We start from the raw sequence: 23673 nt of genomic DNA on the forward strand, positions 1-23673 counted from the left end.
TTAGCTATATATCTTATCCTTAAAAAGGAACGGTTATGACGCATATTAAGGTGATAAAAAAGCAAGAACTCATCATATTTCCCCCCCTCCCATTGCTGTGCTAAATTTAGAAAAATCAAATTTATATCTATGGCAATAAAGCCATTAATGAATTCGCGGGGGAAAATGTTGTGGGTAAAAAAGATTCAGATTAATTTGGGACAGAAATGCTAATATATTAATTGAAACAGATACATACACAATGGACACTGGTGAGCCACAATACCTGCATGAAACAGTTGATAACGCTTTACGGAGTAAAGTCACCTTAAGCATATGTCAATTTCCGGTTGATATTAGGCTTTCACACCTCGCAAGACTTTATCAAAAAAACGCTCACTCTACTCATCAATTAGAGTATGGGTCACATTTAAAAAATTAATAATCAAAAAATTGTCTACGATCTTTTCCCGCACTGTTTGAATTTACTTTATTAGGGTGCTTATACTCTCGCCAGTCAGCGACATGTTTACCTTTATTGAGATGTGGAAAACTCAAATTTGAAAGCCTTTTTTCTTTATTTTCCAAACCAACTAACCTCTCATCTAAGCAGCAGGTTTCAATATCATCAGAGATCACACCAATAAAATGCAATAACTCACCTAAACTACCTTGATGATCGATATTAATAATCAGTAAGTCATCACGATCAGCAAAGTAATCTATCACGGCTTTTTTATGAGTAAGATAGCAAGACTGTAAATGTTCAATACTAAAGGGATCACTTGTCGTTGAAAGTGAAAATACGTCATTAAAGCTGCGTTTCAATACAGGATTAAATACCCCTGTTTTTAAATCAAGATTAGTTCGCATTTTATTCAATAGCATTTGAATTGATGGGATCCATCCAGCAAATTCTCTGTCTAAATAAATAAACTTAGAATCTGGAAATAACTTATCTAACTGCTTATAATCACTAAAACACGGCGCATCTGAAACAACATCTGCCAATTGAAAAGCTTGTTTAGTATAAGCCGTATGCGCAACTTTAAAATCATAATCTAACAAAGCTACGCTGATACTTGTCGTGCCTGTTCTCGGTAAACCAATAATAAAAACTTTATTCATAATCAATCAAAAAAACCAAATAAACCAGCAATACGAAAAACGCTAGTTTATCATTACTTAGCAGTAAATAAACCTTCTATGTAATAAGTGGTGTATGACGTATTTTTATCGGTAAAAGCGTTAAAAACTCGACAGTTAAAGCAAGATGTTTTTCTCAAAATTTATTTGCTAAATACACTATTATTACCGAGTTCTTTCTACTCCACTCCTATAGCAATTTCAACTTCATTATCTGCTTTATAATATTCAAAGTCTGTTTTAAAAAGACGAACATGCTCACAATCATAAGCATTAAAATAACGCCACACTTCCCCCCATAACTGGATAATAGTATGAGGCATTTTTCCTTTTGCTGAAAAGATTAAATATTTTCCAGCTTCAATCGTCACACTTTGTTGTGTGTATTCTGTCTGGCTCAAAACGGGCTCCAACTGCTTCAAGTTAAGTCCATCAGCACAGGCAATCAGATCATACTCTCCACTAGCATCAGACTCATAAGCAGTATAAGCCCCATAGAGTTTAGGACTAGCAGCCAATAATGGCAGACAAATACGACTAAACTCATTCCATAAAGGTGCAACTTTTGCCGTTTTAGGCGTCAACTCAAAAACATTCTTTGTTCTGACGCTCAAGCCTATAAGAGTAAAGGCATCAATATACTCAATTCTCATTATCTAACCTTTTTCTATCAGGTAAAACAATGTATCAATATCAATCACATCAATACTTCTTTATTATTGTAGATGAAAGACAAAAAAAGTCACAATAGCAAAAAAGCACTAAATCTGAACGCCACAAAATAGAAATTCTACGAAGCGATAAAAAATATCGAAATATAGAAATATAGAACATAAAAAAGTATAAGCGCACCTTTAATTTACACTATTACATTCGTAATCAAGAATACTGCACTGATTAACAATGTTGCTGAAGCACTTGATGAAGCTGTTTACGAATAGTTGGCAAATCATTTTGAGTGATATTCAATGCTGTTTGAGCCTGATAACGTCGAATATATTGATTAACCAATCGGGTTAACCCGCTGTTCTTATAATCAAAGTCCAATTGTAATTGAAGACTATCATTATGTTGATGCATCACCAATTCTAACTCATCAAATTGTTCACTAAAATAACCACTTTGTGCTTTACATTCAAATTCTTGAATGAATGGCATAGGAGATTGAGGTGATGAACATGCTTCACAAGCAACTTTTTTTATAACAAAACCTAAATGTTCCAACGCGTTAAAGACATTATTTTGTAATGAATTAGGTTCTATTGTTAATATAGAAGTATTCGACTTTCCTAATAAATAATCAACATCTAAACGAGGACTTACCCATATTTTATTTCGACCAAAACTTAATGGTGTCGATAAAGGCAAAGGAAAAGAAAATGGAATATATTTTACCTGTTTAGAGTCAGTCGAAAAACGAGTATTTAATTCAAAATGAGTAAGTTCATACTGTTTTTCAATTTGGCGTAAACATACTTTATGACCGCAATCATATTCCTCTTCGGCCACATAGTTACTCCATATGGCTAATTCGATTTTATGCACCTGCTGAGGAAACCACCCTCCCATCACTTTAATGACACCCGATACCTCTTGCCCAGGCTGTAATGTATCATTATCAATAATGGCTTCAACGCTTGCTGCTCCAATCCCCAGTTTAGCAAGTGCTTTTATAAAAAATGACATAGGACTCCTTCCTGTTTGTCATAAAAATAAGGCCCGAGGGTAACATGGCACTTTTATTTTTACCATTCAATCAATTAGAAAATTTATTGATAAATTATATTCGATTGTAACCATCAAGCATTTTTGATGAACTAACGTTAAATGGTATAATAAAACAATGTAATCGATATTGGGGAAAGCCATGGATACCACACCAGCAATACTCACTCACTTATTCGATCAACTCGGCCTTATGAGCAGTGAAAAAGAAATTGAGCGCTTTATCGAATCCCACAGCCTAGATGATAATATTCATCTATATCAGGCTGACTTTTGGAGTGTAAGTCAGAGAAATTTTTTGCAAGAAGCACTAGAAGAAGATGCTCAATGGTCTGGTGCGACTGACTGCTTAGACACTTTGCTTCGTAAAAAATAGACGCCAATACCGAAAACCTAAACTTGGAATTATGAGAATTAAAGAATCAAGATAATTCATTTATCATCATTAAACTAATGATATTACAGTTATGCATTATTTTTATTTAGCTCAATCGCGCTATCAAACCATGCTACTTATCCCGAGTTCTGGTTACTGAGAAGATAAAATCAATTTATATTCTAATTGTTGAGGTAATAAGGGAGTATTATCATTATTAATATACGCCTCATAACCCGAACGATAAAATACGGATAATGGATGCCCAGATTGACCTCCAGGTAAAGTCAAAATAGCCCGACTTTCCTGCCCTGGCTGCACAATAAAACGCTCAGATGCACCAAAATGAGCTCTTTGCACAGCAGGCATAAAATCATCGCCAAAACCACTTGCACTCGGCATATCCAACAAAGGGCTTAAAAAAGGGAAAATACGACTAAAAGGATGTTGAATGTTCAATCGGTTGACTTGCCCCCACGTTAAATCAGACAACTGATAACGCTCACTGTGCTTTTTGAGCAAATATTGCTTTGTCTCTTTGTAAACCAATAGACCAATATCATTCCAAGTTTCATCTTTAGGCAACCAAGATAATGGTTTGACTGTCAGTAATTGCCAAGCTCCAGGCTCCAAATAGCGCTTTATGACACTTAAATCTTGCCCATAAGGTATAATTTTATTCTCAATGGGCGAAAAAAGTTGTGTTATAAATGCCTCTCTAAAACGGCTAACTAAAGTGTAACCGACCGAATCTTCACAAGCACAAGCTCGCCAAGCTCGAATAAATTCAATATCAGCTTCAAATTCATTTGAATGCTCACTGAGTAAAGTTAACAAATATCTTTGCCAAGGAAGTAGAAAATGAGCCTGATTATCACGCTGTAATTGATAAAAATCATCTTCACTAAATAACTCAGATGACATTAAACGCTCATATATCTGTACGTTTCGAGCCCCTAAAGCATACCCTCCATCACCTAAAAAATGATCATCATCAACAGAAACAGCCCTTGCATTTGCCGTCCATAATCGTTCAATAGCCGGATTTTTTCGTTGAGGTAAATCCAAATAATCTTGTTGCCATAAGTCCAATTGATAATCTTCTACACGCATTGCAGTATTTTGTGGATTATTTCTTGAAGGAAAAGCGCCTGTAGGTTGCCAAGCTATGCTTCCTTTATCATCAACCACTAACATATTTTGGATAGGTATTCCGATACTCGGCGCCAGCGCCATAGCCTCTTCTACACTTTGGACTTTTTCTAAACCGAGAAGATTAAAATTGACGGCATAATCTTGATGAGCAACCCAAGAAAGTGCATACTTCTTTGACTCATTAATGGCAACATCATTGTCTTCCTTTTCATGTTGCTTTACCAAGTATTCCGTTGAAATAACAGGGCCGTATTGAGATAGTTCAAATTGATAATTAACGGTATCGTCACCTCGCACCTTAATCTGCTCAGTTTCCATTGTCACTGCTGTATTATCTGATAATTCCACCCAATCTGCGGTATCTAAATAAGCATTAGTAAACCCCCAAGCAATATGACCATTACTGCCAACAATCACACCCGGTGTACCTGGTAAAGAAACCCCTGTTATTTGAATCAGCTGTTGAGTCACTTCATCAGGATAATTTAATTGCACTCGATACCAAATAATAGGCACACTCAAAGACAGATGCATGTCATTAGATAGCATTGCTTGCCCTGTCTGGGTTAAGTTTCCACTCACAGCCCAATTATTACTGCCCTTTTGCGGCAATTCAGTCATTCTATTAAAGGATGAACTCGACATATTTTGCACACTATTTGGTGCCAAAATAGGGATATTTTCTGCGATTAAAGGAATACGACTTAAATCAAGCGCTGCTTGAAATTGACTAGGTTGAATTAAAAAGTCCACCACCTCTTGATTAAAATGCTGTTTAATCAAAGTTAAAACTAAGTCTCTTTCTATGGTTTTAGATTGTAAATCAAGATACATACTAAAAATAACCAATAAACTATCGGCCGCTTGCCAAAGTTGTGGCGTTGCTTTTAACAATAAATATTCAAAACTAGGCATAACCTGCTGCTTTAATGCGGCATTTACACCTTGAGCATATTTAAATAGAATGGATTTTTCTTCACTTGATAACCCCGATAAGATAGCCTTAGCTTTTGCCTTAAATTGATGTATTCTATTTCTTTTATCTAATTCAATACTTTTACTGCCAAATAATTCCGATAACTCTCCAGCTGCATTTCTTCTCAATAAATCCATTTGAAAAAAACGGTCTTGGCCATGAGAAAACCCTAATGCATAAGATAAATCCAAACGGTTATTTCCACTGATAACCGCAGTCCCCAACCTATCCCTTTCTATCACTGTATCTTCATTTAATCCCGATATTGCAATAACTCCATCCAGTTGAGGTAAACTTAATCGTAAACAAGCATAGAGGCCCATGAATAAAATAAGCAGTACAAACAAGCCAACAAACACGCTATATTTAAACCGTTTCATCATCACTCCCTATGACAAATTATTTAAAAGAGGTTATTGATTAAAAAGCCCCAACGCACTCGCAGTCATTGCTCTTACTCCCGTGTGAATCGTCACAGGGTAATCCGGTGCAAATTGGCTAGAATGCAAAGAAGGCAGTGCTTCCTCCTCTGTTAAACTATTAGCATATTTTCCCTTATTCACCGCCCCTAACCAAAAAAGAGAAATAGGTCTCTGTTCTGCTGTTTTACCATAAAGACCAAAATCTTCACCCGCCATAACAGCAGGTAGCTTAATTACGTTGTCAGCCCCTAGCTCTGCCACAATGCTCTGTTTAATTTGCGCAGTTAATGCTGGATCATTATAGGTTGAGGGAATTCGTTCCTCTTCATGTACAATCAGTTCTGGCATCAAATGTTGCGGGATACCTGCACTTATCGCAATCCCTTTAACCATACGTTTTAACGCATCAATTTGTTGCAATCGTACTTGAGGGTTATATGAGCGTAAAGTGAGCGCCAGTTGAACTTCGTTAGGAATAATATTATGTTTAGTTCCACCTTGGATAGCACCAACTGTAATCACACTCGGTTCTAACGGTGATATCTCGCGGCTGCCAATAGTCTGCAAAGCCAATACCATTCTTGAAGCCAATACAATGGGATCGATGGTATCGTGTGGGTAAGCGCCATGACCGCCAACACCTTTGATTTTAATATCCACTGAGTCAACATTCGCTAATGCATAACCCGAAGTAATCCCTACTTGCCCTGCAGGGAGCTCGGCATTGACATGTAGCGCCAAAATATAATCAGGTAAAGGGAAATTATTAAAAATCCCATCTGCTAACATAGCCTTCGCCCCACCACCGACTTCTTCAGCGGGTTGGGCAAGTAAAACAAGCGTTCCCTGCCAATCTTGCTTATTCTTAATCAATTGCTCTGCAGTACCCAATAAACTCACCATATGGATATCGTGCCCGCAAGCATGCATCACTCCAACCTCATTATTATCTTTATCTAATTGTATCACTTTGGATGCATAGGGTTTTTGTGTTTGCTCTTTCACTGGCAATGCATCAAGATCGGTACGAATAAGTAATGTGGGACCTTCACCATTTTCATAAACCCCAACAACACCATGGCCACCAATATTGGAAGTAACATTTACACCCAATTCAACTAACGTGTTCGCCATCACTTTTGCCGTCTGTTGCTCTTGATAAGAGAGTTCTGGAAATTGATGAAAATGCAGGTATAACTTCTCCAACCTTGGCATAGCCGTATCAATCGATAAGCTAAGAGGAGTTTCTCCCAATGGGTGATTTGAGGTAGGTTGAGCGGCAATACTAATACTGAATATTGACATATAAGTAAAAATAAAAAAGCCTTTCATAAACACTAGCGTTCCGGCATTAAATCAACATTAATTTAACCTATCACACTCAATATGTTTAATAAATCCTCTTTGTGTATAAATCATAAGCAACAATAAGTAAATGCCTAACTATTATCGGCATAAATAGGGACAGGGAAATGACGGCAAAAGCAGACTAAATGCGAGATGAGTCTGTCATATAAATCCTGATCAGTATACGGGAGCTCATCAGGGTAAACGCGACTATCCAGCTCAGTCGGCATTAAGAAGTTAGTTAATCGAATAAGATCTTCATCAATACTGGCTTGTGTATGACTATCATAAAGGCTTGCTTCAGCAGCCAGGCCTGACAAGAAAAAATGTCGTAGAAATAAAATTAACTCATCAAAACTAGCATTCCAGTTAAGGTTACCATTATTTTGTGCTTCCCAAGCCAATAATTCAATGGCACGCATGGCTTCTCCTTGCAGTGAAGCCGCTTTTCCCTCGCTAGGAACTAAATGCTCCCAAAGCCATAATTCAACATCATACATATTACCAGACACATTAATTGTTAGCGGCTCTGCCATATTATCTTTTACACATTCAATGGATTGACCATATTTAACTTGAGCTCGGGATTATGAGTGTCAAAGAACATTAGTAATCCATTTAAAGTCAACAAGTTAAATTCAATCCAGTTATTATTTATTGTTTAATTTGGCTAAATACCGCTATTTTTGTCTATATCAAGGCGGGATTTCGTGTCTAATAGTGGACTATTAATAGAAAACACAACATAGATAGGGGCAAAAATAGCGCTATTTAGCAGCGCTGCTTATCCCGAGTTCAGGTTATTTAATATTACCACACGACATACTTAACTATAAGATAATGTATCTGCTGATGGTTCAAGATGATTTTTTTGCGAAGATCCCATTAGCTCATCAGCCCGTTTCACTAACATATCTAATTGAAGATCAGGCTCCACTCCTTGAGTGACGCCAAAGCTAGCAGTAATTGAAAATTCATGGCCAGAGTAATGGGTATCTAAGTTTTCAATCATTAAACGGCAGGTCGTGGCCACTTTCCAAGCCTGAGTTTCATTAAGTCCAGGCAGTAAGATCATAAACTCTTCCCCTCCCATTCGAACAAAAACATCGTCTTCTCTTAACTTACCAGTAATCTCATTGACAATTTTCTTTAATACCCAATCTCCAGTTCCATGACCAAAATGATCGTTAATCGCTTTAAAATTATCAATATCGAAACTGACTAAACTAAATGGCTGCTGCACTTTTCGCGCCTGCTCATACAGTATTTTCCCCACATACTCTCCGGCGCTTCGATTGTAAATCCCTGTCAATGGATCGCTTTGAGCCAAAACGCGATAACGACGTTTTTGTTTTACACTCATCACGATCCAAATCATTAAAAACCCAATACTGCCCATTAATAAGGTCATCCATAAACGTATTTGTGTTTGCTTACGTTCAACCATTTCTTTCGCCATCAGATACTGTGCTTTTTCACGCTCTAATACATCTAACTGTCGCTCACTGTTTAATAACTGCAGCTTAGCACTTTCAAAGACAGTTAATTCACCTTGAGTTGTTTGCCATTGAATTAAATAACGCTCCTCATACACTTGGCGATACAATAATGCCTGAGCAGTGTCACCTGACAATTCATATGTTTCGGCTAATAGTAAAGAGGCTTTAGTCATAAGATGATCTATTTTTAATTCAATAGCTAAGTCATATGACTGCGAAGCATATTCTATTGCCGTATCAAATTTATCTTCTCGCTTGGCAATATCGGCAAGATGTGCATAAATAAAAGCAAGCTCACTGGTATTATCCTCTATCAATGCCATTTGATACGCTTTATCTATAGCCGCTGTTGCTAACAGTAAACGATTATCCAAAAGATACACTTCTGTAAGCGAGCGCAAGTTAATAGACATCGCTCCCTTATCTTCAGCTTGTTCACATTCATTAAAAGAATGACGAAACAATGACACTAAATATTCTCGCTGGCTCAAGTCATCAACGAGTAAATGAATTACCGCATTGGCATGAACCGTTGATATATAACAGCGGCGTATCGGTTTTTTCACTTTCTCTAAAGTCGAAAATAATTTATCTGTATATTGCCCAGCAGCCTGATAGCGTGTCATTCGAGTCAGCATTTCTACCATTAACATATACACATAAGCTTCATCATTAGCATCATTGACTTGGGCAAGAAATGGCACAATTTGATTTAACACTTTAAGCGTACTTTCCACGTCGTATGAATCGGAATAAACGCCTGCTAATAACAAAAGTAAATCGACGTGTTGTTCTATAAAAAGTGTAGAGGGCGGAGTCTTTAGATAACGTTGCAACAAGTTTTCTGCCGCCTCCATATTTCCTGCCATAGCCCAAGACTGAGCTTTTAATTGCACAAGGCGATATTGTAACGCTCTAGGCATACGAGAAAGCAGAGGTAATAGAGCATCTGTTTCAACCACTATGCGAGCCTGCTCTGTTAAACGAACGGCTTCCAATTGAGTTATTTGAGCTTCAATGCGCTTAACATCAAGATTGTTAAGTGAAAGCTCATTATTCGTAGCCACTTGCTTGATTTCAACATTTGAATGAGTAGTCAAGTTCTTCTGTTCTATCGGCTCGGCATAGGCCCGCTCCACAGATAAACAAAACATACCACAAATAAAATACGCAAAAAAAGATCCACGGTTCCTAAAGTAATGCCTAACGAATATTGCTATATTTATCTGACCCATTGATCGCCAACTTTATTTACATCCAAGCTAAATTAACAAGAAATAACTGACTGTGATTGAGAAAGAAAACCTGCGCTGTTGTTATGCGTAAAACTCATCGCATCCGTAGCCCGTTTTATAAGGGAATCTAATTTTACGTCCGGCAAAATGGCTTCAGTGATCCCAAAACTCACTGATACAGCGAAGTCATATCCTGAATATTGCGTATTAATTGCGTGTAATTTTGCTTGATATACTTTTGCAAGTTTTCTTGCCTCATCTTCAGTCACATTGGGTAATAAAATCATGAACTCTTCTCCCCCCATTCGAGAAAAAATGGCATCTTTTGGCATGAGGCTGGAAATAACTGTCGCAATTTTTTTAAGTACCCAATCACCAGTAGCATGTCCAAAACAATCATTAATATTTTTAAATTCATCAACATCTAAAGTGATTAAACTAAAAGGTTGTTGCTTTTTTCGAGCTTGTTGATATAAAAGCATCCCTTTCTCTTCACCGGCACTGCGATTATATATTCCAGTTAAAGGATCCTTGATTGCCAGTGCTTGATATCGACGTTTTTGAACAAGACTCGCTCCAATCCACAAGAGCAGAAAAAACACACTCCCGCCAAGGAGTGTCATTAATAGTCGCATATGAGTTTGCTTTCGCTCATTGATTTGCTTGGTGGCAAAGAATAACGCTTGCTGCTTAGCTAAACCTTGTACTTGCCGCTCTTTTTCTAATAATTGCAACTTAGCACTTTCAAAGGCTGTTAACTCACCTTGAATATCCTGCATTTTAGTTTCATTATGCTTTTCGTATAATTTTCGATACGAAAGTGCTTCTTCAAATTGTTGCATAGTGTCATAAACACGCGCCAACCCCAATGTGCTATCAACAAACAATCGATTGCTCTGGGATTTTTTCGCGATACTCAATGCCTTTAAATAACGTTGCGCAGCCAAGTCCCACTTAGCTTCTCCTATGGCAACTTGAGCAAGAGAAACATAGATAAAACCCAGTTCGGTATTACTATCATTACTTGATGTATATTTTAACGCACTATTAAGACTCGACTTTGCCCGTTCAAATTGCCCATTCAATCCATAAAGCTCACTCATTAAGCGTAATTGGGTCGATACCATTTCATTCTCACCTGCAGTATCACACTCCGTTTTCGCTTCAATAAGATAATTAAGCAACTGGCGCCGTTGTGTCTCATCTTGCTTCAGTGCCTGTGATAAGGCTTTAGCATGAGTACCGGCAATATAGCACCGCCTCATATTATTGCTCACTTTATCGAGCGTGGCATATAAGCGATCAGTATATTGTAACGCCGCATCAAAGCGTGTCATACGTGATAGCATTTCGACCATCATCATATACACATACGCTTCATTATCAATGTCATCCACTGAATCTAAAAAAGGCACCACTTGATTAAGTGTTTGCAGGGTTTTGGTCACATCATCCAAGTCAGAATAAATCGCAGCAAGCAGGGCTAAAATTTTTACATATTGAGCTTTCTGTGCTTCTAATGGCGGATTAACCATGGCGGTTTCAATAAAAGCAACTGCTTGGTTTAATTGCCCTGACAACGCAAATGAATGACCTTTTAAAAAAACAAACTCATATTGCAGCGTCAATGGCATGGTTGTATAAACGGGCAGTAATAACTCTGTTTCCTTAGCGACAAATTCAACTTGGCTTCCCCTCAAAGGCTTCAGCTCATCTAACTTTTGCTTAAATTTTGCGGAAGTATACATTGGAGGTTGCTGTCCATCACTGGCTTTTGCATGTTGAGATAATTCTGGTATTAATGCCATTTCATGAGGCTCTGTTATATCAGCAACTTGGCTCTCATCGGCCCGTACAGACACCTGCATACATATGCTCGACAGCAAGACCAAACAGACCCAAAATAAAATATAATGTCGGCGCCTTTGCCCTACCACATATTGACTCTGAATAGACTGACTCTGAATAGACAGTCGAGCCAAAAAAATTAATAAATTAGCCAAATAAATGCATCCTTAGCAGAAAATTTCCATCTAACACCGTATCAAAACGGCTTATATGTCACTCAGCGTCCTTGCTATCTCAATTGTTGTTTTAATCAATAATCTCTTAAACCTATCATATCTAAAATCAGCGCTGTTATGAACGAGCCCTTTGTGTTAACGGCTTAGGCTTGAAAACTTGACTCATGCTTTTATCAGCCACCACCACTTTATTGCCTCCTTGGGCTTTACCGGCATACACCGCATTATCTGCCCGCTGCAACATAGGATCTAAACTTAAATCAGCGTCAGTGTTTTGTGTCACACCGAAACTGGCCGATAAAATAAAATCATGGCCACTGTGATGAGTCTCTATTTTACTTAATGCAAGCCTACATTTTTCCGCAAGTTCAACGGCTTTATTCTCAGAGGTAAAAGGCAGTAACACCACAAACTCCTCTCCTCCCATACGAGCAAAAATATCACCATCACGTATGATTGATTTAATGACTTTCACCACTTTTTTAAGTGCCCAGTCTCCTGTGGCATGACCAAAACTATCATTAATATTTTTAAACAAATCTAAATCAAACGCGATAACACTAAACTCAGCTTGCCTCGCGCACACCTGAATAAAGGTATTCTCGCCGATATTTTGTCCCGCCCCTCGATTATAAATACCCGTCAAGGCATCGGTTTGGGCAAGGCGCTTATAAGTGCGCTTTTGTTTGACACTCACCGCGGCTAAAATCACTAAAAAGAACACGCCCCCTACGAGTAAGGTGACAAAAAGCAGCATATTAGTGCGTTCACGTTCAGCAATTTGCTTGTTAGCTAGATATAAATCTCGCTCACGATTTAAAAAGCTTAACTGACGTTCTTTTTCTAAAAAGTCCAGTTTTGAAGTTTCAAAGGCAATAATTAAGCTCTGAGTCTCTCCCAGTACGGCAAAATAATTCTCTTGATAGAGTTTTCGATAATTAAGCGCCTCAGGGGTTTCGCCGAGTTTTTCACTGAGCACTGAAAGCGGTAAATAGATTCTTGCTAATAACTCTTGATCCTTAAGCACATTGGCCATACTCAAGGCTTTTAACAATCTGGCTTTTGCCGTAATCAATTGCTGCTCTTGCATATCCACTTTGGCTAATAAAATCAGCGCGGAAGCCACATCATATTCATACGATACCGCAAGGGATAACGCTAAGGCGCGCTCCAGTTTATTGCGGGCAACAATAAGCTCATTTTGCTCAATTAAAAGCGCTGCTTGCCCTCGAAGCGCCACCGACATCATCATGGTTTCATCGGCCTGTTGGCATTCATACAGCGCATCGGTATACAGCTTAAACAGCTTTGGCCATTCGGCTTGGTTTTTTCGATTGACATTATCCATGCTTTCGGCATAAATAGAAGACGCAAAGCAACGAAAACGGGGGGTGTGAATATTATCTAGTTTAGCATACAGAGTATGGGCATATTTCAGCGCCTCATCGTGCATTTTCATGAGGCCAAACAACTCTATCACTTGTCGATAGCCTGACACTTCAGTATTAATATCTTGTACTTGCGTTAATTTAGGCAATAACTGATGCAATATTTGCATCGCCTCAAAATAACGATTATCAAAAGAATAAATGCTCGCTAATAACACAAGCATTTTGGCGTGATATGTTAAAGCCCCCGCTGTTACTGAAGTCTCTAATTTTTGTTTCAGTAAGCTTATCGCTTGTTCACTCTTATTGGTTAATGTAAAAGAGTGAGCTTGTAACAACCAATAACGGTATTGAAATTCTAAAGGCATTTTAGATAAGTCAGGCGCCATTTCGACTAGTGCTTTCACCACATGAGCGGGTGAACTCATTGTAACTTTTTCTAATGCTGATAATTCTTGTTCAAATATTTCAATCTGCTTATTATTAGCCCAAAGGGATAATGGGTAAAGTAAAATCAAAAGAGCTGAAACAAACATGACTTTATCAATTATAGCCTTGTTTATATTTACTTCTCCCATAACATCCTCTTTATTCTTTAAGATTAAATTAACTAAAATCAATACTGGCTTTAGAAATTAATTTGGATATATCACATTCTTCCCATACACCTGATTATCCCCTGTTAAATCCGATAATTTATCCGTATCACTGTCACGCATGGCCGCTTTTTCATCATCGGTTAACTCCGCTTCATCCATCACAGATTCAGGATCGGTTAAAAACTGTTCTTTCAATTCGGCATCCGTGCTTAACTTGGCTAATAGGCCGTCTAAATTTGACATGAGTCCATCTCCTTATTGGTTAAAATATAAATACATTATTATTGTTATTGCTACTTGCTACTTGCTACTTGCTACTTGCTACTTGCTACTTGCTACTTGCTACTTGCTACTTGCTACTTGCTACTCAGGATACAATCCCAAAAAATGATTAACTCCGCGGTTAACCAAAATCATCGGCATTGATCTCTAACTTTGCCAACGCTTGTTCATTAAGTTGTAATGCTTCACTGGGCGGTATGCACAAAGTGCTAATATCCGTCAGCCTAGCTTGGGGTAAATCTTTTAACATTAACTTATCGATGCGGGGAGATTGAACAGGCAAAGTGGCCGCCTCATAAAGTATTACTTCATGCTCTAATGGATACCATTGTGCAAGCAACTCAACGAGCACTTGTAATTTATCGCTACAGGTATGAAATTTTGTCAGTGTATGCTCACCCGCAAGGCCGATTTGCCACAAGACCAAATACGCCGCTGGCGAAATAGATTGCCGATAGAACATAAATTGACTGGCTTCAACACTTTGATGACCAGAACTCGCGGGATCGACACCTAAATCGGCCCACAGACACGACTCAGCAGACACACCTGGCTCCATTTGAGCCCTGAAACCTTCACGTTGCAATTGCTCAATGGCCAAGTGCCCCACACAGGCAAAGACCCCCGGATGACCGTATAGAGCACAGACCACTTTTTTACCCAGACGCACTTCAGCCACAATGGCATTTACCATTTGTGCATAGGTGTCACGGCGATTTTTGACTTCGCCTTTTTGTGCATAAAAAGACTGTAAACTGCGAACATTTGAATTTAAACGCCCCACCCAGCGCTCAGCAAAGCCATCTGGCATTAAACTAAATACCGTATCTGCATGCTCAATATAGCTTTGGCTTAATACGGTAATTTGTCCCGCTAAATTTAACCCTGTCCCCACACACACTAGACTGCCACTTTTGTGACTGTCTAAGCTCTTGCTATCCATTTCTGTCATTAACTCTATCCGTTTATTAAACCATTAAGCTCAAATGTTAAGCCTAAAAAATACAACTTCATATTATTATTGAAGTAAAGCTTATTATTTTTGTTCTTTCTGCTTTTTTGTTCTTGTTATTCTTACGACCGTTAAGTTACCCGCAAAACTCATCCATTTGTTATCTAACCAATGTCTTGCACCCTCGTCTCTCAAAAGAAAAAAACAACACACTTTTCATGCTCCATTGAAAAATTCGGGTTTTTAAGGACATATTTGACCTATAAAAGCTGTATTTTATGGCTTAAGGATGTCTTATTAAGTAACTTCTTCATTTGTCATAAGCAATTTACATTAAATACAGCATTTTTTCCAACATTTTTATCACAAAGGTAACTAAAAATACTGGAAATATTTCAATTTATTTTATCTACACTATTTAAAACGAAAAGGAGTGCCTCCCCCTGTAACTATCACTGTAAACATATGAAATAAATATGGTTATACTAAAAAATAAAATGACATTGTATTTTTACTGTCATTGCCGAGACCCCTTCCTTATTAAAAGGGTATTAACCATTTTTTATATCACACAATGGGGTATTTTCCCGTCTCAATATCCAAGTCTGATAAACACATATATTTTACACAATTTAATTGAACTATTAGGAAACGGGTGACTCCATATAAGATCAATGTTATAAACTTGTATGCCTTACAAGTTACACAGGGCCAAGCCACAGGCAGTAAGATACCCCTTGTCAGCAAGGGGAGTGCTTGGGTATGATGAACACAGATTTTTATGAAGTAGCGCATTCAATGACAATTAAAAAACAAAGTCTAACTTTATTGGGCGCCGCTGCGCTCTCTTTATCACTCAGTGCATGCAGTGTATTTGATTGGTTAATCTATAAACCTGATATTGCTCAAGGCAATTATATGGAAAAGCAGCAAGTTGAAAAACTGCGTATGCAAATGACGAAAGAACAAGTGCAATATATTCTTGGTCGTCCCGTGATACACGATAGTTTTGCTGATGATACTTGGTACTATGTATATCATTTTAAAAGTGGCCGCGATGCCAGCATCATCCACAAGGAGCTCATTATTCGCTTTAATGATGACAAACTGATCCAAGCTGAAGGTGATTATGACTTAAGTCCTGACTTTAATACGCCGCTAGAAGAGAGTCGACTACCTGATCTCAATACGCCCACTGCGGACAATGTAGACAACTAAATCAATAATCAATAATCAATAATCAATAATCAATACTTGGTATATCGTATTAGAGCCTAGATTCAAATATCTAAGCTCTACCACCTGTAATTTTATTTGCGCGACCTTCCTCTTTCGCTTTTTCAGCCCTTCTTCGACGCACATCTTTTGGATCGGCAATTAATGGACGATAGATTTCAATACGTTGCCCTTGTTGAATAATCTCATTATTCTTCACTAAACGACTGAATATGCCTAATTTAACCGTATCCAGATCAAGTTCTGGAAAAAAAGCATTAATACCACTCTTTCTCACCACTTCAATACAACTTGTTCCTGGCAACACCTTAACTTGCAGCCTTTTTTGTAGGTGAGGTAACGCGTAGATAACTTCAACATTAAATGCCACTTGCTCATTCACACTGTCATGTTCACTCATGAGTGATACACCACTTTCGCTCGCCCAGTAAAAGCCGAAACCATTGATGACACCAGCTCCTTAAACACTTTACCGAACGCCTTTTCAACTAAAAAATTTGAAAATTCAAAGTTTAATTCAAAGTCAATTTGGCAAGCATCCTCAGCCAGTTCAGTAAATCGCCATTCGCCATGAAGATACTTAAACGGACCGTTTTCTAGTACAAGATGAATTTTTTTCCCTGGTTCAAGTTGATTGCGGGTCGTAAAACTTTTACTGATCCCAGCTTTAGCCACATCCACAGAAGCCAGCATGGTATCACCATCAAAAGTGAGCACTTTTCCCCCCACGCAGCCAGGTAAAAACTCTTGATAAGAATCTACATCGTTAACAAGATCATACATCTGCATAGCACTAAAACGGACTAACACACTGCGAGAAATCTGTGTCATAACGCCTATTACACTCAATTACTAACCTTTAATAGACCGATTTTAACATGATGGAGAGAAAACGTATATTTTCTTCCCCTCTTTCCTTGAATAAAATTGATTAAATAAAGAACAACCTCATTCTATTGAAAATAAATTTACTAAAAAATGCCCTAAGGTAATTCCAAATTGTTTGACTCTGAGTATAATAGCCTGCTATGGCTAAGAAAAAATCAAAAACCCCTAGCGCTTCCATTGCACGCAATAAACGTGCAACCTTCGATTATAAGTTCGAAGAGAAATTAGAAGCTGGTTTGTCCCTCATGGGGTGGGAAGTTAAATCAATTCGTATGGGCAAGGTTAACTTGTCTGAAAGCTATGTATTCCTTAGAGATGGCGAAGCCTATTTGTTTGGTTGTACGATAGCCCCACTCAATACCGCATCTACCCATGTCGTATGCGACCCAATGCGCTCAAGAAAGCTCCTTTTAAAACGTCGAGAATTAGATAAATTACAAGGCCTCGTTGATCGTAAAGGTTATTCTATTGTCCCCATTTCCATGTATTGGCAAAAAGGGGCGTGGGTAAAAATAGAAATAGGGCTAGGTAAAGGTAAAAAAGAACACGATAAACGAGACGATACCAAAGATCGTGAATGGCAAATAGAAAAAGCACGTACCATTAAAAACTCTGTGCGCCAATAAAAAGAAATCACTAAGCAACTTGTCGTATTACAAATAAAAAGTTGCTTGGTATCATCTGATTTTCAAATGACTTAAACATCAGTCGTACATTTAACAAACAAACAGTTGTTAATCTTTATAAACTGCTTGGTGATACGCTATTTAACGGTTAGAATGATTGTACTTGGGGGCGATTCTGGATTCGACAAGATTCTCGAAACCCTGGGAGCATGCCGAGGGGCGGTTGGCCTCGTAAAAAGCCGCACAGTTATAGTTGCAAACGACGATAACTACGCTCTAGCAGCTTAGGCTAGCTAGCCATCTTGCTCACGTTTATCAAATGGGCAGAGTATATAGATGGTCACCTTTACATTTGATAGCGAGGGAACCACGTTCAGGGGTGAACCGCGAAACAGTACTGAACTCGCCAATTGCAATCCTGTCTTTCGGAGTGTACTTGGTTAACCAAAAGAGAGACTAAGCATGTAGCGCCTTGGATGTAGGCTTTTTGGACGCGGGTTCGAGCCCCGCCGCCTCCACCAAATAAAACAAAGGGTTAGCCGAAAGGCTAACCCTTTGTCACATCTGAAGTATCACATATAGAAAAGGGGAAATAATCACTCATTACAGCCTTTCTCAGTCATGTAAACAAGCATATGACTTTCAATATAACATGTTGATTTTAAAAACTTAAATATTTAATCAGTCTCATAGTCCAATTTCTAACTGATGACATTAAACATTTACAAATAAACAAAAAATAGTTGATTATTTGAACAGCATGAGTTAGCCAGTATTAAAACGGCTCAATAAAAGATAAAATCGTGCTTTTGATCAAAAATTTATACATTTATATTTTAATAATTCATTGAAGTTTAATATAATAATGCTGTTTTAGATATTTGTTATTAACTCCTCATTCATTGAAAACTCATGTCATCTTGCCTCAATAAAAAGACGATTCACTCCCAAAAAAATCTAATAAATAACACAAAAAACAAACCATTTTAAACATAAAGAAAACCAAAAACAAAACACCACTCATTTTTATATACATAAATATCAAAAAAACACCTTAAATAATTAATAATACTTAATAGTTCCTACCCTTTATTGACTTAAGCGCACTGACTGTTCTAGTGTTTAGCTATAGGGTTATTTTTTCTTGTCCTTTTACTCTCCCGCCCTTTGAGTGGGACCGTTGAATCGCATTGTTTGAAAAACAGCCTTCCTCTTATGCAAATTAGAATTACCTATGGAGGTAGTTGTTATGAGAAATTTGGATCTTTTTAGTACCGCATCTATCGATCACTTACTTTGGTCATCTGAAGAAGACATCACTGAGCTTAATTCTCCTGCCGTATCGATTTTTACTGATTTTGATCACTCTTTACCTTTAGTCGTTGACGCCCGTGCAACCGCAGTTGAAACTGTGGAAATAATGGAAAAAACCCATGCTTATATGCGCCTCGTGGTTGATAAAAACAATACCTTTTTAGGCATAGTGACAAAAGATGAACTACTAGAGCGAAAAATATTAAAGCAAGCCCAAACTGTGGGTGAGTCACGACATGAATTGTCTATTAGAGATATGATGATCCCTAGAGAATCATTATTGGCTCTTGATTATCATCAAATTAAATCAGCTAAAGTCAGTGATGTCATTAGAGCATTACAAACAAATGGCTTACACCATATCTTGGTCATCGATCAGAAAAGGCACCATATAAGAGGTTTAATTTCTGCAAATGATATTTCTAGAAAACTCAATATTCCTTTAAATATTGCTACTCCCCCTTCTTTCCAACAAATTTTTAACGTTGCTTACTAAGCAGTAAGTCTTACTGGTTTTAATAGTCACTAAAGGGCTATTAAAACCAACCCTATTAATTTATCGCACAATAAATACTGTTCTTGCACCTAGCAATCTAGTACTAGCTGTTAATATAATAACAATAGGTTTAAATTAAAAAATATTAACTTATAGCCATCACAATAAATTAATATTTAACCTATTCTTAAAAAACAAGCATTTTATCACTCGTTCTAGCCATCAAAATGATAATGTACTGAATACTTAAAAATGAATAAATTATATGATATAGCAATCACACTTAATCATGATTATTCAGCTGTACATGATAACAATCAAACTTCACCTGACTCCTATCTGTATTTCTATTACTTTCGTTCATCATAGCCAATTGTCAATCAAAAGAATAAGTTAAACATGACTCTATAATTTGAATAAAAGGGAAATTCAATGTTCGATAAACAGTTTGGCAAATACAATGCTAAAAACTCTACGTCAAAAATTCACGTAGCACTCGTTGATGATCAAGCCATAGAAAGACAACACTTAGCTAGCCTACTTTCAATTTGTGAAAATATTACTCTGACATGGCAAGCAGAAAATGGAGAGGAAGCACTCAAGCTGCTTAAACAAGAAGACATTGATGTTTTACTCTGTGATATACGTATGCCAAAACTTGATGGCATTAATACTGTAAAAAAAATGCGAAACAACAACAATAATGTCCCAGTTATTATGCTAACCACTTTCAGTGATTACCAATTACTTATCAATAGTATATCAGCGGGAGCCAATGGTTTTCTATTAAAAGATGTGACTTATAATCATTTAGTTAATGCCATAAAACGTGTAGCTAATGGCAACTATTTATTTGAAAATGATATTTTAGACCACTTATCAACGCCTCATGAAAACATCTCTAAACGCGCTCAAGAAGATATGCGGATTTCCAAAAGAGAATATGAGATATTGTCTTTAATGGCTGGAGGTTTTTCAAATCAAGATATTGCCAACGCTATATTTCTTGCTGAAGGGACAGTCAAAAACCATATTTCAACTTTGCTCTTAAAACTAAAAAGCCAAGGCCGTACAGAAGCTATATTAAAAGCATTGAAACTCAGCCTCATCTAAGCTTTTGGGTTAAGGTTTCCGTCAACTCATTTAATCAGATAAAACAGCTCTAACAGCTTTGGTATTCCAAGTAAATTTCATTAACAGTACCGCTATAATTGCCGCTGCTGCACATATATAGAAAGGTAAATGAATATTTAACGCCATAAGCCCACCACCAATTAAAGACATCACTCCTGCTGCCAAAGTAAATCCCGCTGTCGTTATTCCCATAGACCAGCCTTGTTCTGCTTCAGAAACACTGTCCGAAAAAAGGCATAATAAAGTCGGATACGCTACACCAAAGCCCAAATAAAATATTGCGATAGAAACATAACAAATAAAGATACTTGAGCTTATTGTAAACAATAGAGAAAAGACAGCCATTATAATTGATATATAAGCAATCGTACGGCGTTTCCCCCAGTAATTTAACACACGTTCAATCAAAAAAAGACTAGAAAATGCAATTGTCGATCCCATGATAAGCATTGCCATGCTAGTGCCTAGTAAACCAATGTCAAACCGACTACTCAAATAATTAGTCAAAAAAATATAAAAAGTGACGTTGGCCGTCATAAAGCTCAAATATACCCCGCATAGTCTCAATACTAACGGTTTATCTTTTAATTTAAAGAGCATAGTAAATAGTTCAAGAGGCTTGAATAACACCTTTTTATTCGGTTTTTTCACATCATGATAAAAAAATACGACTAAAAAAATAGTGATGAGAACAAGCAAGCTTGCCCCATAAAAAGGAAGTTGAATACTTGCCATGCTTCCCAATAAATCTTTGTCTGACAACAAACCACCGATTAAGGGGCCTCCCATTAATCCCGTACTGATCCCTGCCACTATAAAGCCCATATTACGTGATTTCTCAGTCTCACTTCGACTTGCATCCATCATTGCAGCCTGCGCGATAGGTTGATTGCCGGCAGTAAAGCCTGTTATTGAACGTCCTAAAATTAATAACCAGAAACTATTTAACAATATTGAAAGTATGGTTATTAAATAACCGGCTAATGCACCAAAGAGACAGATAAGAATTGCCTTCTTTCGACCAATACTATCCGAAAGTTTTGCTATATAGACCGCACCAAGAAACCAAGTAATAAAAAAAACGCCTATCACTAGACCATAAAAAAAGTGTCTCGTGTCGTCCCCCAACCCAATTGGTAAGAAGTTAATTGACTTGGACATCATTAATTCATTAATAATAGGAAATACTAATCCTTGCCCCATAAGGTCAACAAATACAACTGCAACGAGAGCAAAGCGGCACAAGACAGTCATAGTCAACACCTTCAAGAGTATATTTATTCAGTATAGTCTTAAAGAGTAATAAATTGAGGAAGTCATAAATAAAAGCAAAATAAAGAGGGATATAACAAACTGTTTTTTAGCCACTCACACAATGCTAAAAGAGTGGCTAACATTCATTAACGACTAATTTAAGTCCATCTCTTGTATCTTTTCATGGGCAATAACAGGCGTAGTACAAATCGGTTTTTGATGCTTATCTGCTTTCAATTGTCCCTTACGATGTTTCAAAGCTGCATCTAATTTTTTACCCGCTGATGCAATTGCTGGATACATTACATCATGAGTCGCTGAGACTGACACCCTAGAACCTTCGTAATTGGTTCTAATTTCAACTTGAAACTCTCCATGAACTTTTGAAATAGTGGTATCGAGTGATATTAAGGTGGGAAAATGACTTTCTATTTTTGAGAACTTTTCGGTAATATGCGCTTTAACGCTCTCGGTAACATCAACATGGTGACCTGAAAGATTTAGTTTCATAGCGATTCCTACTTAAAAGTGTCTTCTTATACTAGATTGCTCACTTTTGTTAAGCGTCGTAAAAGAAGAATTAATACTACAGACACAGGCTCAATAAGAAAAACTCCTATGAACACAGTGCTAATGCTATTAAATATTGCGACAACAATGCTCTGACAGAGTAACCTAACTGTATCCATTTCGTATTTATCGAACGATATACACTCAGTAACAATGCCATACAAGCATCATCCCACATAGTCTATTTTAGCTCATAACCCGCATATTTGCTGGGGTTAATTAAACAGATATACACTATTTATTAAGGAAAAAGAATAAGAAGTTTGAGGATCAGTGAGTTAAAGCTAAATATCTTTTTAAGCAATAATAGCACTAACAAGAAATAAACCAAAAGAGATCTACCTAAAAACAAACAAGAAGCAAATGAGAAATATATTATCAGTGGGTGATGAGAGTTTTCATCACCCATCATGCCAATGCCTACTTAAGTGCAGCTTGCAATGCTTTATCTTTTTCACTCACCGCCAGAGCAGATTGTGCTCGTTCTTCAAAAACAGCTTTAGCAAGCGCCTCATCAGCAACCGCCAACATTTGAGCCGCTAAGTATCCTGCATTTTTAGCCCCTGCTTTACCAATAGCCACTGTCGCAACTGGGACTCCCCCAGGCATCATCACTGTCGACAACAAAGCATCCTGCCCATGTAATGGACCACAATCAATCGGCACACCAATCACTGGGCGTGTCGTTATCCCTGCTACAGCGCCAGCTAAGTGTGCAGCTAAACCTGCCGCACAAATAAAAACTTTACAACCACGTGATTCCGCATCAGCAACATAACTGTGCGTAGCAGCAGGCGTTCTATGAGCCGATGTTACTTTTGCTTCAAATTTAATATCGAACTTTTTCAATATATCCAATGTGGCTTGCATTGTAGGTAAATCAGAGTCAGATCCCATTAGTACCGCAACAAATGCTTGAGTCATCTTAAATCCTTAGTCAGCCTGAGTTTGGGCGCATTATAAAGAAAGTCAATTAAAAGCGTAACCCAAGCTACCCCCTCTGAATTTATACACTGAATTCTAATTTAAAAACAATGAATCAAGGTTTTG

Annotated in this window: 21 protein-coding genes and 1 other RNA gene; 6 read left to right on the forward strand and 16 right to left on the reverse strand. The window is 37.5% G+C overall.

All coding sequences use genetic code 11. The features are described 5' to 3' along the window. Positions 1-417: 417 nt before the first annotated feature. From Q0976_RS02120 to Q0976_RS02130, 3 genes are all read right to left on the reverse strand, one after another. Positions 418-1107 (reverse strand): sulfotransferase, encoded by a 690-nt coding sequence (locus Q0976_RS02120; protein ID WP_299490452.1) that lies wholly within the window; start codon positions 1105-1107, stop codon positions 418-420. Positions 1108-1304: 197 nt separating this feature from the next. Then, the gene (locus tag Q0976_RS02125; RefSeq protein WP_299490455.1) at positions 1305-1778 is read right to left on the reverse strand and encodes a GyrI-like domain-containing protein; all 474 of its coding nucleotides are present in this window, start codon (positions 1776-1778) and stop codon (positions 1305-1307) included. Positions 1779-2022: 244 nt separating this feature from the next. Continuing rightward, positions 2023-2811, reverse strand: coding sequence for a sporulation protein (locus Q0976_RS02130; RefSeq protein WP_299490457.1), 789 nt, complete (start codon positions 2809-2811; stop codon positions 2023-2025). 181 nt (positions 2812-2992) lie between these two features. On the opposite strand from Q0976_RS02130, the gene Q0976_RS02135 reads away from it, so the two are divergent. Further along, positions 2993-3226 carry a DUF2789 domain-containing protein gene (locus Q0976_RS02135; RefSeq protein ID WP_299490459.1) on the forward strand — a complete coding sequence of 78 codons (234 nt, stop codon included), beginning with the start codon at positions 2993-2995 and terminating at the stop codon, positions 3224-3226. A gap of 153 nt (positions 3227-3379) precedes the next feature. On the opposite strand, the gene Q0976_RS02140 is transcribed toward Q0976_RS02135, so the two are convergent. The 8 genes from Q0976_RS02140 to Q0976_RS02175 all read right to left on the reverse strand — a co-directional run bounded on the left by Q0976_RS02140 (position 3380) and on the right by Q0976_RS02175 (position 15096). Next, entirely contained in the window at positions 3380-5740 is a 2361-nt protein-coding gene (locus tag Q0976_RS02140) for a penicillin acylase family protein (protein WP_299490462.1), read from the reverse strand. Between the two features lie 30 nt (positions 5741-5770). Continuing rightward, positions 5771-7111, reverse strand: coding sequence for an amidohydrolase (locus Q0976_RS02145; protein ID WP_299490463.1), 1341 nt, complete (start codon positions 7109-7111; stop codon positions 5771-5773). A gap of 107 nt (positions 7112-7218) precedes the next feature. Continuing rightward, positions 7219-7662, reverse strand: coding sequence for a hypothetical protein (locus Q0976_RS02150; protein WP_299490465.1), 444 nt, complete (start codon positions 7660-7662; stop codon positions 7219-7221). A gap of 290 nt (positions 7663-7952) precedes the next feature. Beyond that, positions 7953-9860, reverse strand: coding sequence for a tetratricopeptide repeat-containing diguanylate cyclase (locus tag Q0976_RS02155; protein WP_299490468.1), 1908 nt, complete (start codon positions 9858-9860; stop codon positions 7953-7955). Between the two features lie 32 nt (positions 9861-9892). Then, the gene (locus Q0976_RS02160) at positions 9893-11863 is read right to left on the reverse strand and encodes a GGDEF domain-containing protein (RefSeq protein WP_299490470.1); all 1971 of its coding nucleotides are present in this window, start codon (positions 11861-11863) and stop codon (positions 9893-9895) included. A gap of 136 nt (positions 11864-11999) precedes the next feature. Further along, on the reverse strand, positions 12000-13850 hold the full coding sequence (locus tag Q0976_RS02165; RefSeq protein WP_299490472.1) for a GGDEF domain-containing protein: 1851 nt from the start codon (positions 13848-13850) through the stop codon (positions 12000-12002). A 57-nt stretch (positions 13851-13907) separates the two neighbouring features. Further along, the gene (locus Q0976_RS02170) at positions 13908-14114 is read right to left on the reverse strand and encodes a hypothetical protein (protein WP_299490475.1); all 207 of its coding nucleotides are present in this window, start codon (positions 14112-14114) and stop codon (positions 13908-13910) included. Between the two features lie 160 nt (positions 14115-14274). Next, on the reverse strand, positions 14275-15096 hold the full coding sequence (locus Q0976_RS02175) for an SAM-dependent methyltransferase (protein WP_299490650.1): 822 nt from the start codon (positions 15094-15096) through the stop codon (positions 14275-14277). A 774-nt stretch (positions 15097-15870) separates the two neighbouring features. On the opposite strand from Q0976_RS02175, the gene bamE reads away from it, so the two are divergent. Next, positions 15871-16323: an outer membrane protein assembly factor BamE gene (gene bamE, locus Q0976_RS02180; RefSeq protein WP_299490652.1), complete on the forward strand. Its 453-nt coding sequence runs from the start codon at positions 15871-15873 to the stop codon at positions 16321-16323. A gap of 70 nt (positions 16324-16393) precedes the next feature. Here bamE and Q0976_RS02185 read toward each other — a convergent pair whose 3' ends face one another. Both Q0976_RS02185 and Q0976_RS02190 read right to left on the reverse strand, forming a co-directional pair. Continuing rightward, a complete protein-coding gene (locus Q0976_RS02185; protein WP_299490477.1) occupies positions 16394-16741 on the reverse strand; it encodes an RnfH family protein in 348 nt (115 codons plus the stop codon). Further along, positions 16738-17172, reverse strand: coding sequence for a type II toxin-antitoxin system RatA family toxin (locus tag Q0976_RS02190; RefSeq protein WP_299490479.1), 435 nt, complete (start codon positions 17170-17172; stop codon positions 16738-16740). Before Q0976_RS02190 ends, Q0976_RS02185 begins: the two co-directional genes overlap by 4 nt. Positions 17173-17369: 197 nt before the next feature. Here Q0976_RS02190 and smpB point away from each other — a divergent pair, with 197 nt between their 5' ends. From smpB to Q0976_RS02210, 4 genes are all read left to right on the forward strand, one after another. Next, the gene (smpB, locus tag Q0976_RS02195) at positions 17370-17855 is read left to right on the forward strand and encodes an SsrA-binding protein SmpB (protein ID WP_299007332.1); all 486 of its coding nucleotides are present in this window, start codon (positions 17370-17372) and stop codon (positions 17853-17855) included. A gap of 165 nt (positions 17856-18020) precedes the next feature. Beyond that, positions 18021-18376: a transfer-messenger RNA gene (gene ssrA / locus Q0976_RS02200) on the forward strand. A gap of 728 nt (positions 18377-19104) precedes the next feature. Continuing rightward, positions 19105-19665, forward strand: coding sequence for a CBS domain-containing protein (locus Q0976_RS02205; protein ID WP_299490483.1), 561 nt, complete (start codon positions 19105-19107; stop codon positions 19663-19665). A 432-nt stretch (positions 19666-20097) separates the two neighbouring features. Further along, complete coding sequence (locus Q0976_RS02210; protein WP_299490486.1) at positions 20098-20778, forward strand: response regulator transcription factor; 681 nt, start codon at positions 20098-20100, stop codon at positions 20776-20778. 30 nt (positions 20779-20808) lie between these two features. Here the strand turns inward: Q0976_RS02210 and Q0976_RS02215 are convergent, their stop codons facing one another. From Q0976_RS02215 to purE, 3 genes are all read right to left on the reverse strand, one after another. Then, positions 20809-22053 (reverse strand): MFS transporter, encoded by a 1245-nt coding sequence (locus Q0976_RS02215; protein WP_299490489.1) that lies wholly within the window; start codon positions 22051-22053, stop codon positions 20809-20811. A gap of 153 nt (positions 22054-22206) precedes the next feature. Further along, positions 22207-22563, reverse strand: coding sequence for a ribosome-associated translation inhibitor RaiA (raiA, locus tag Q0976_RS02220; RefSeq protein ID WP_299490493.1), 357 nt, complete (start codon positions 22561-22563; stop codon positions 22207-22209). Between the two features lie 480 nt (positions 22564-23043). Next, entirely contained in the window at positions 23044-23547 is a 504-nt protein-coding gene (gene purE, locus Q0976_RS02225; RefSeq protein ID WP_299490495.1) for a 5-(carboxyamino)imidazole ribonucleotide mutase, read from the reverse strand. Positions 23548-23673: the final 126 nt, after the last annotated feature.

The sequence above is a fragment of the uncultured Shewanella sp. genome, assembly GCF_947501665.1.
Classification (GTDB): Bacteria; Pseudomonadota; Gammaproteobacteria; order Enterobacterales; family Shewanellaceae; genus Shewanella.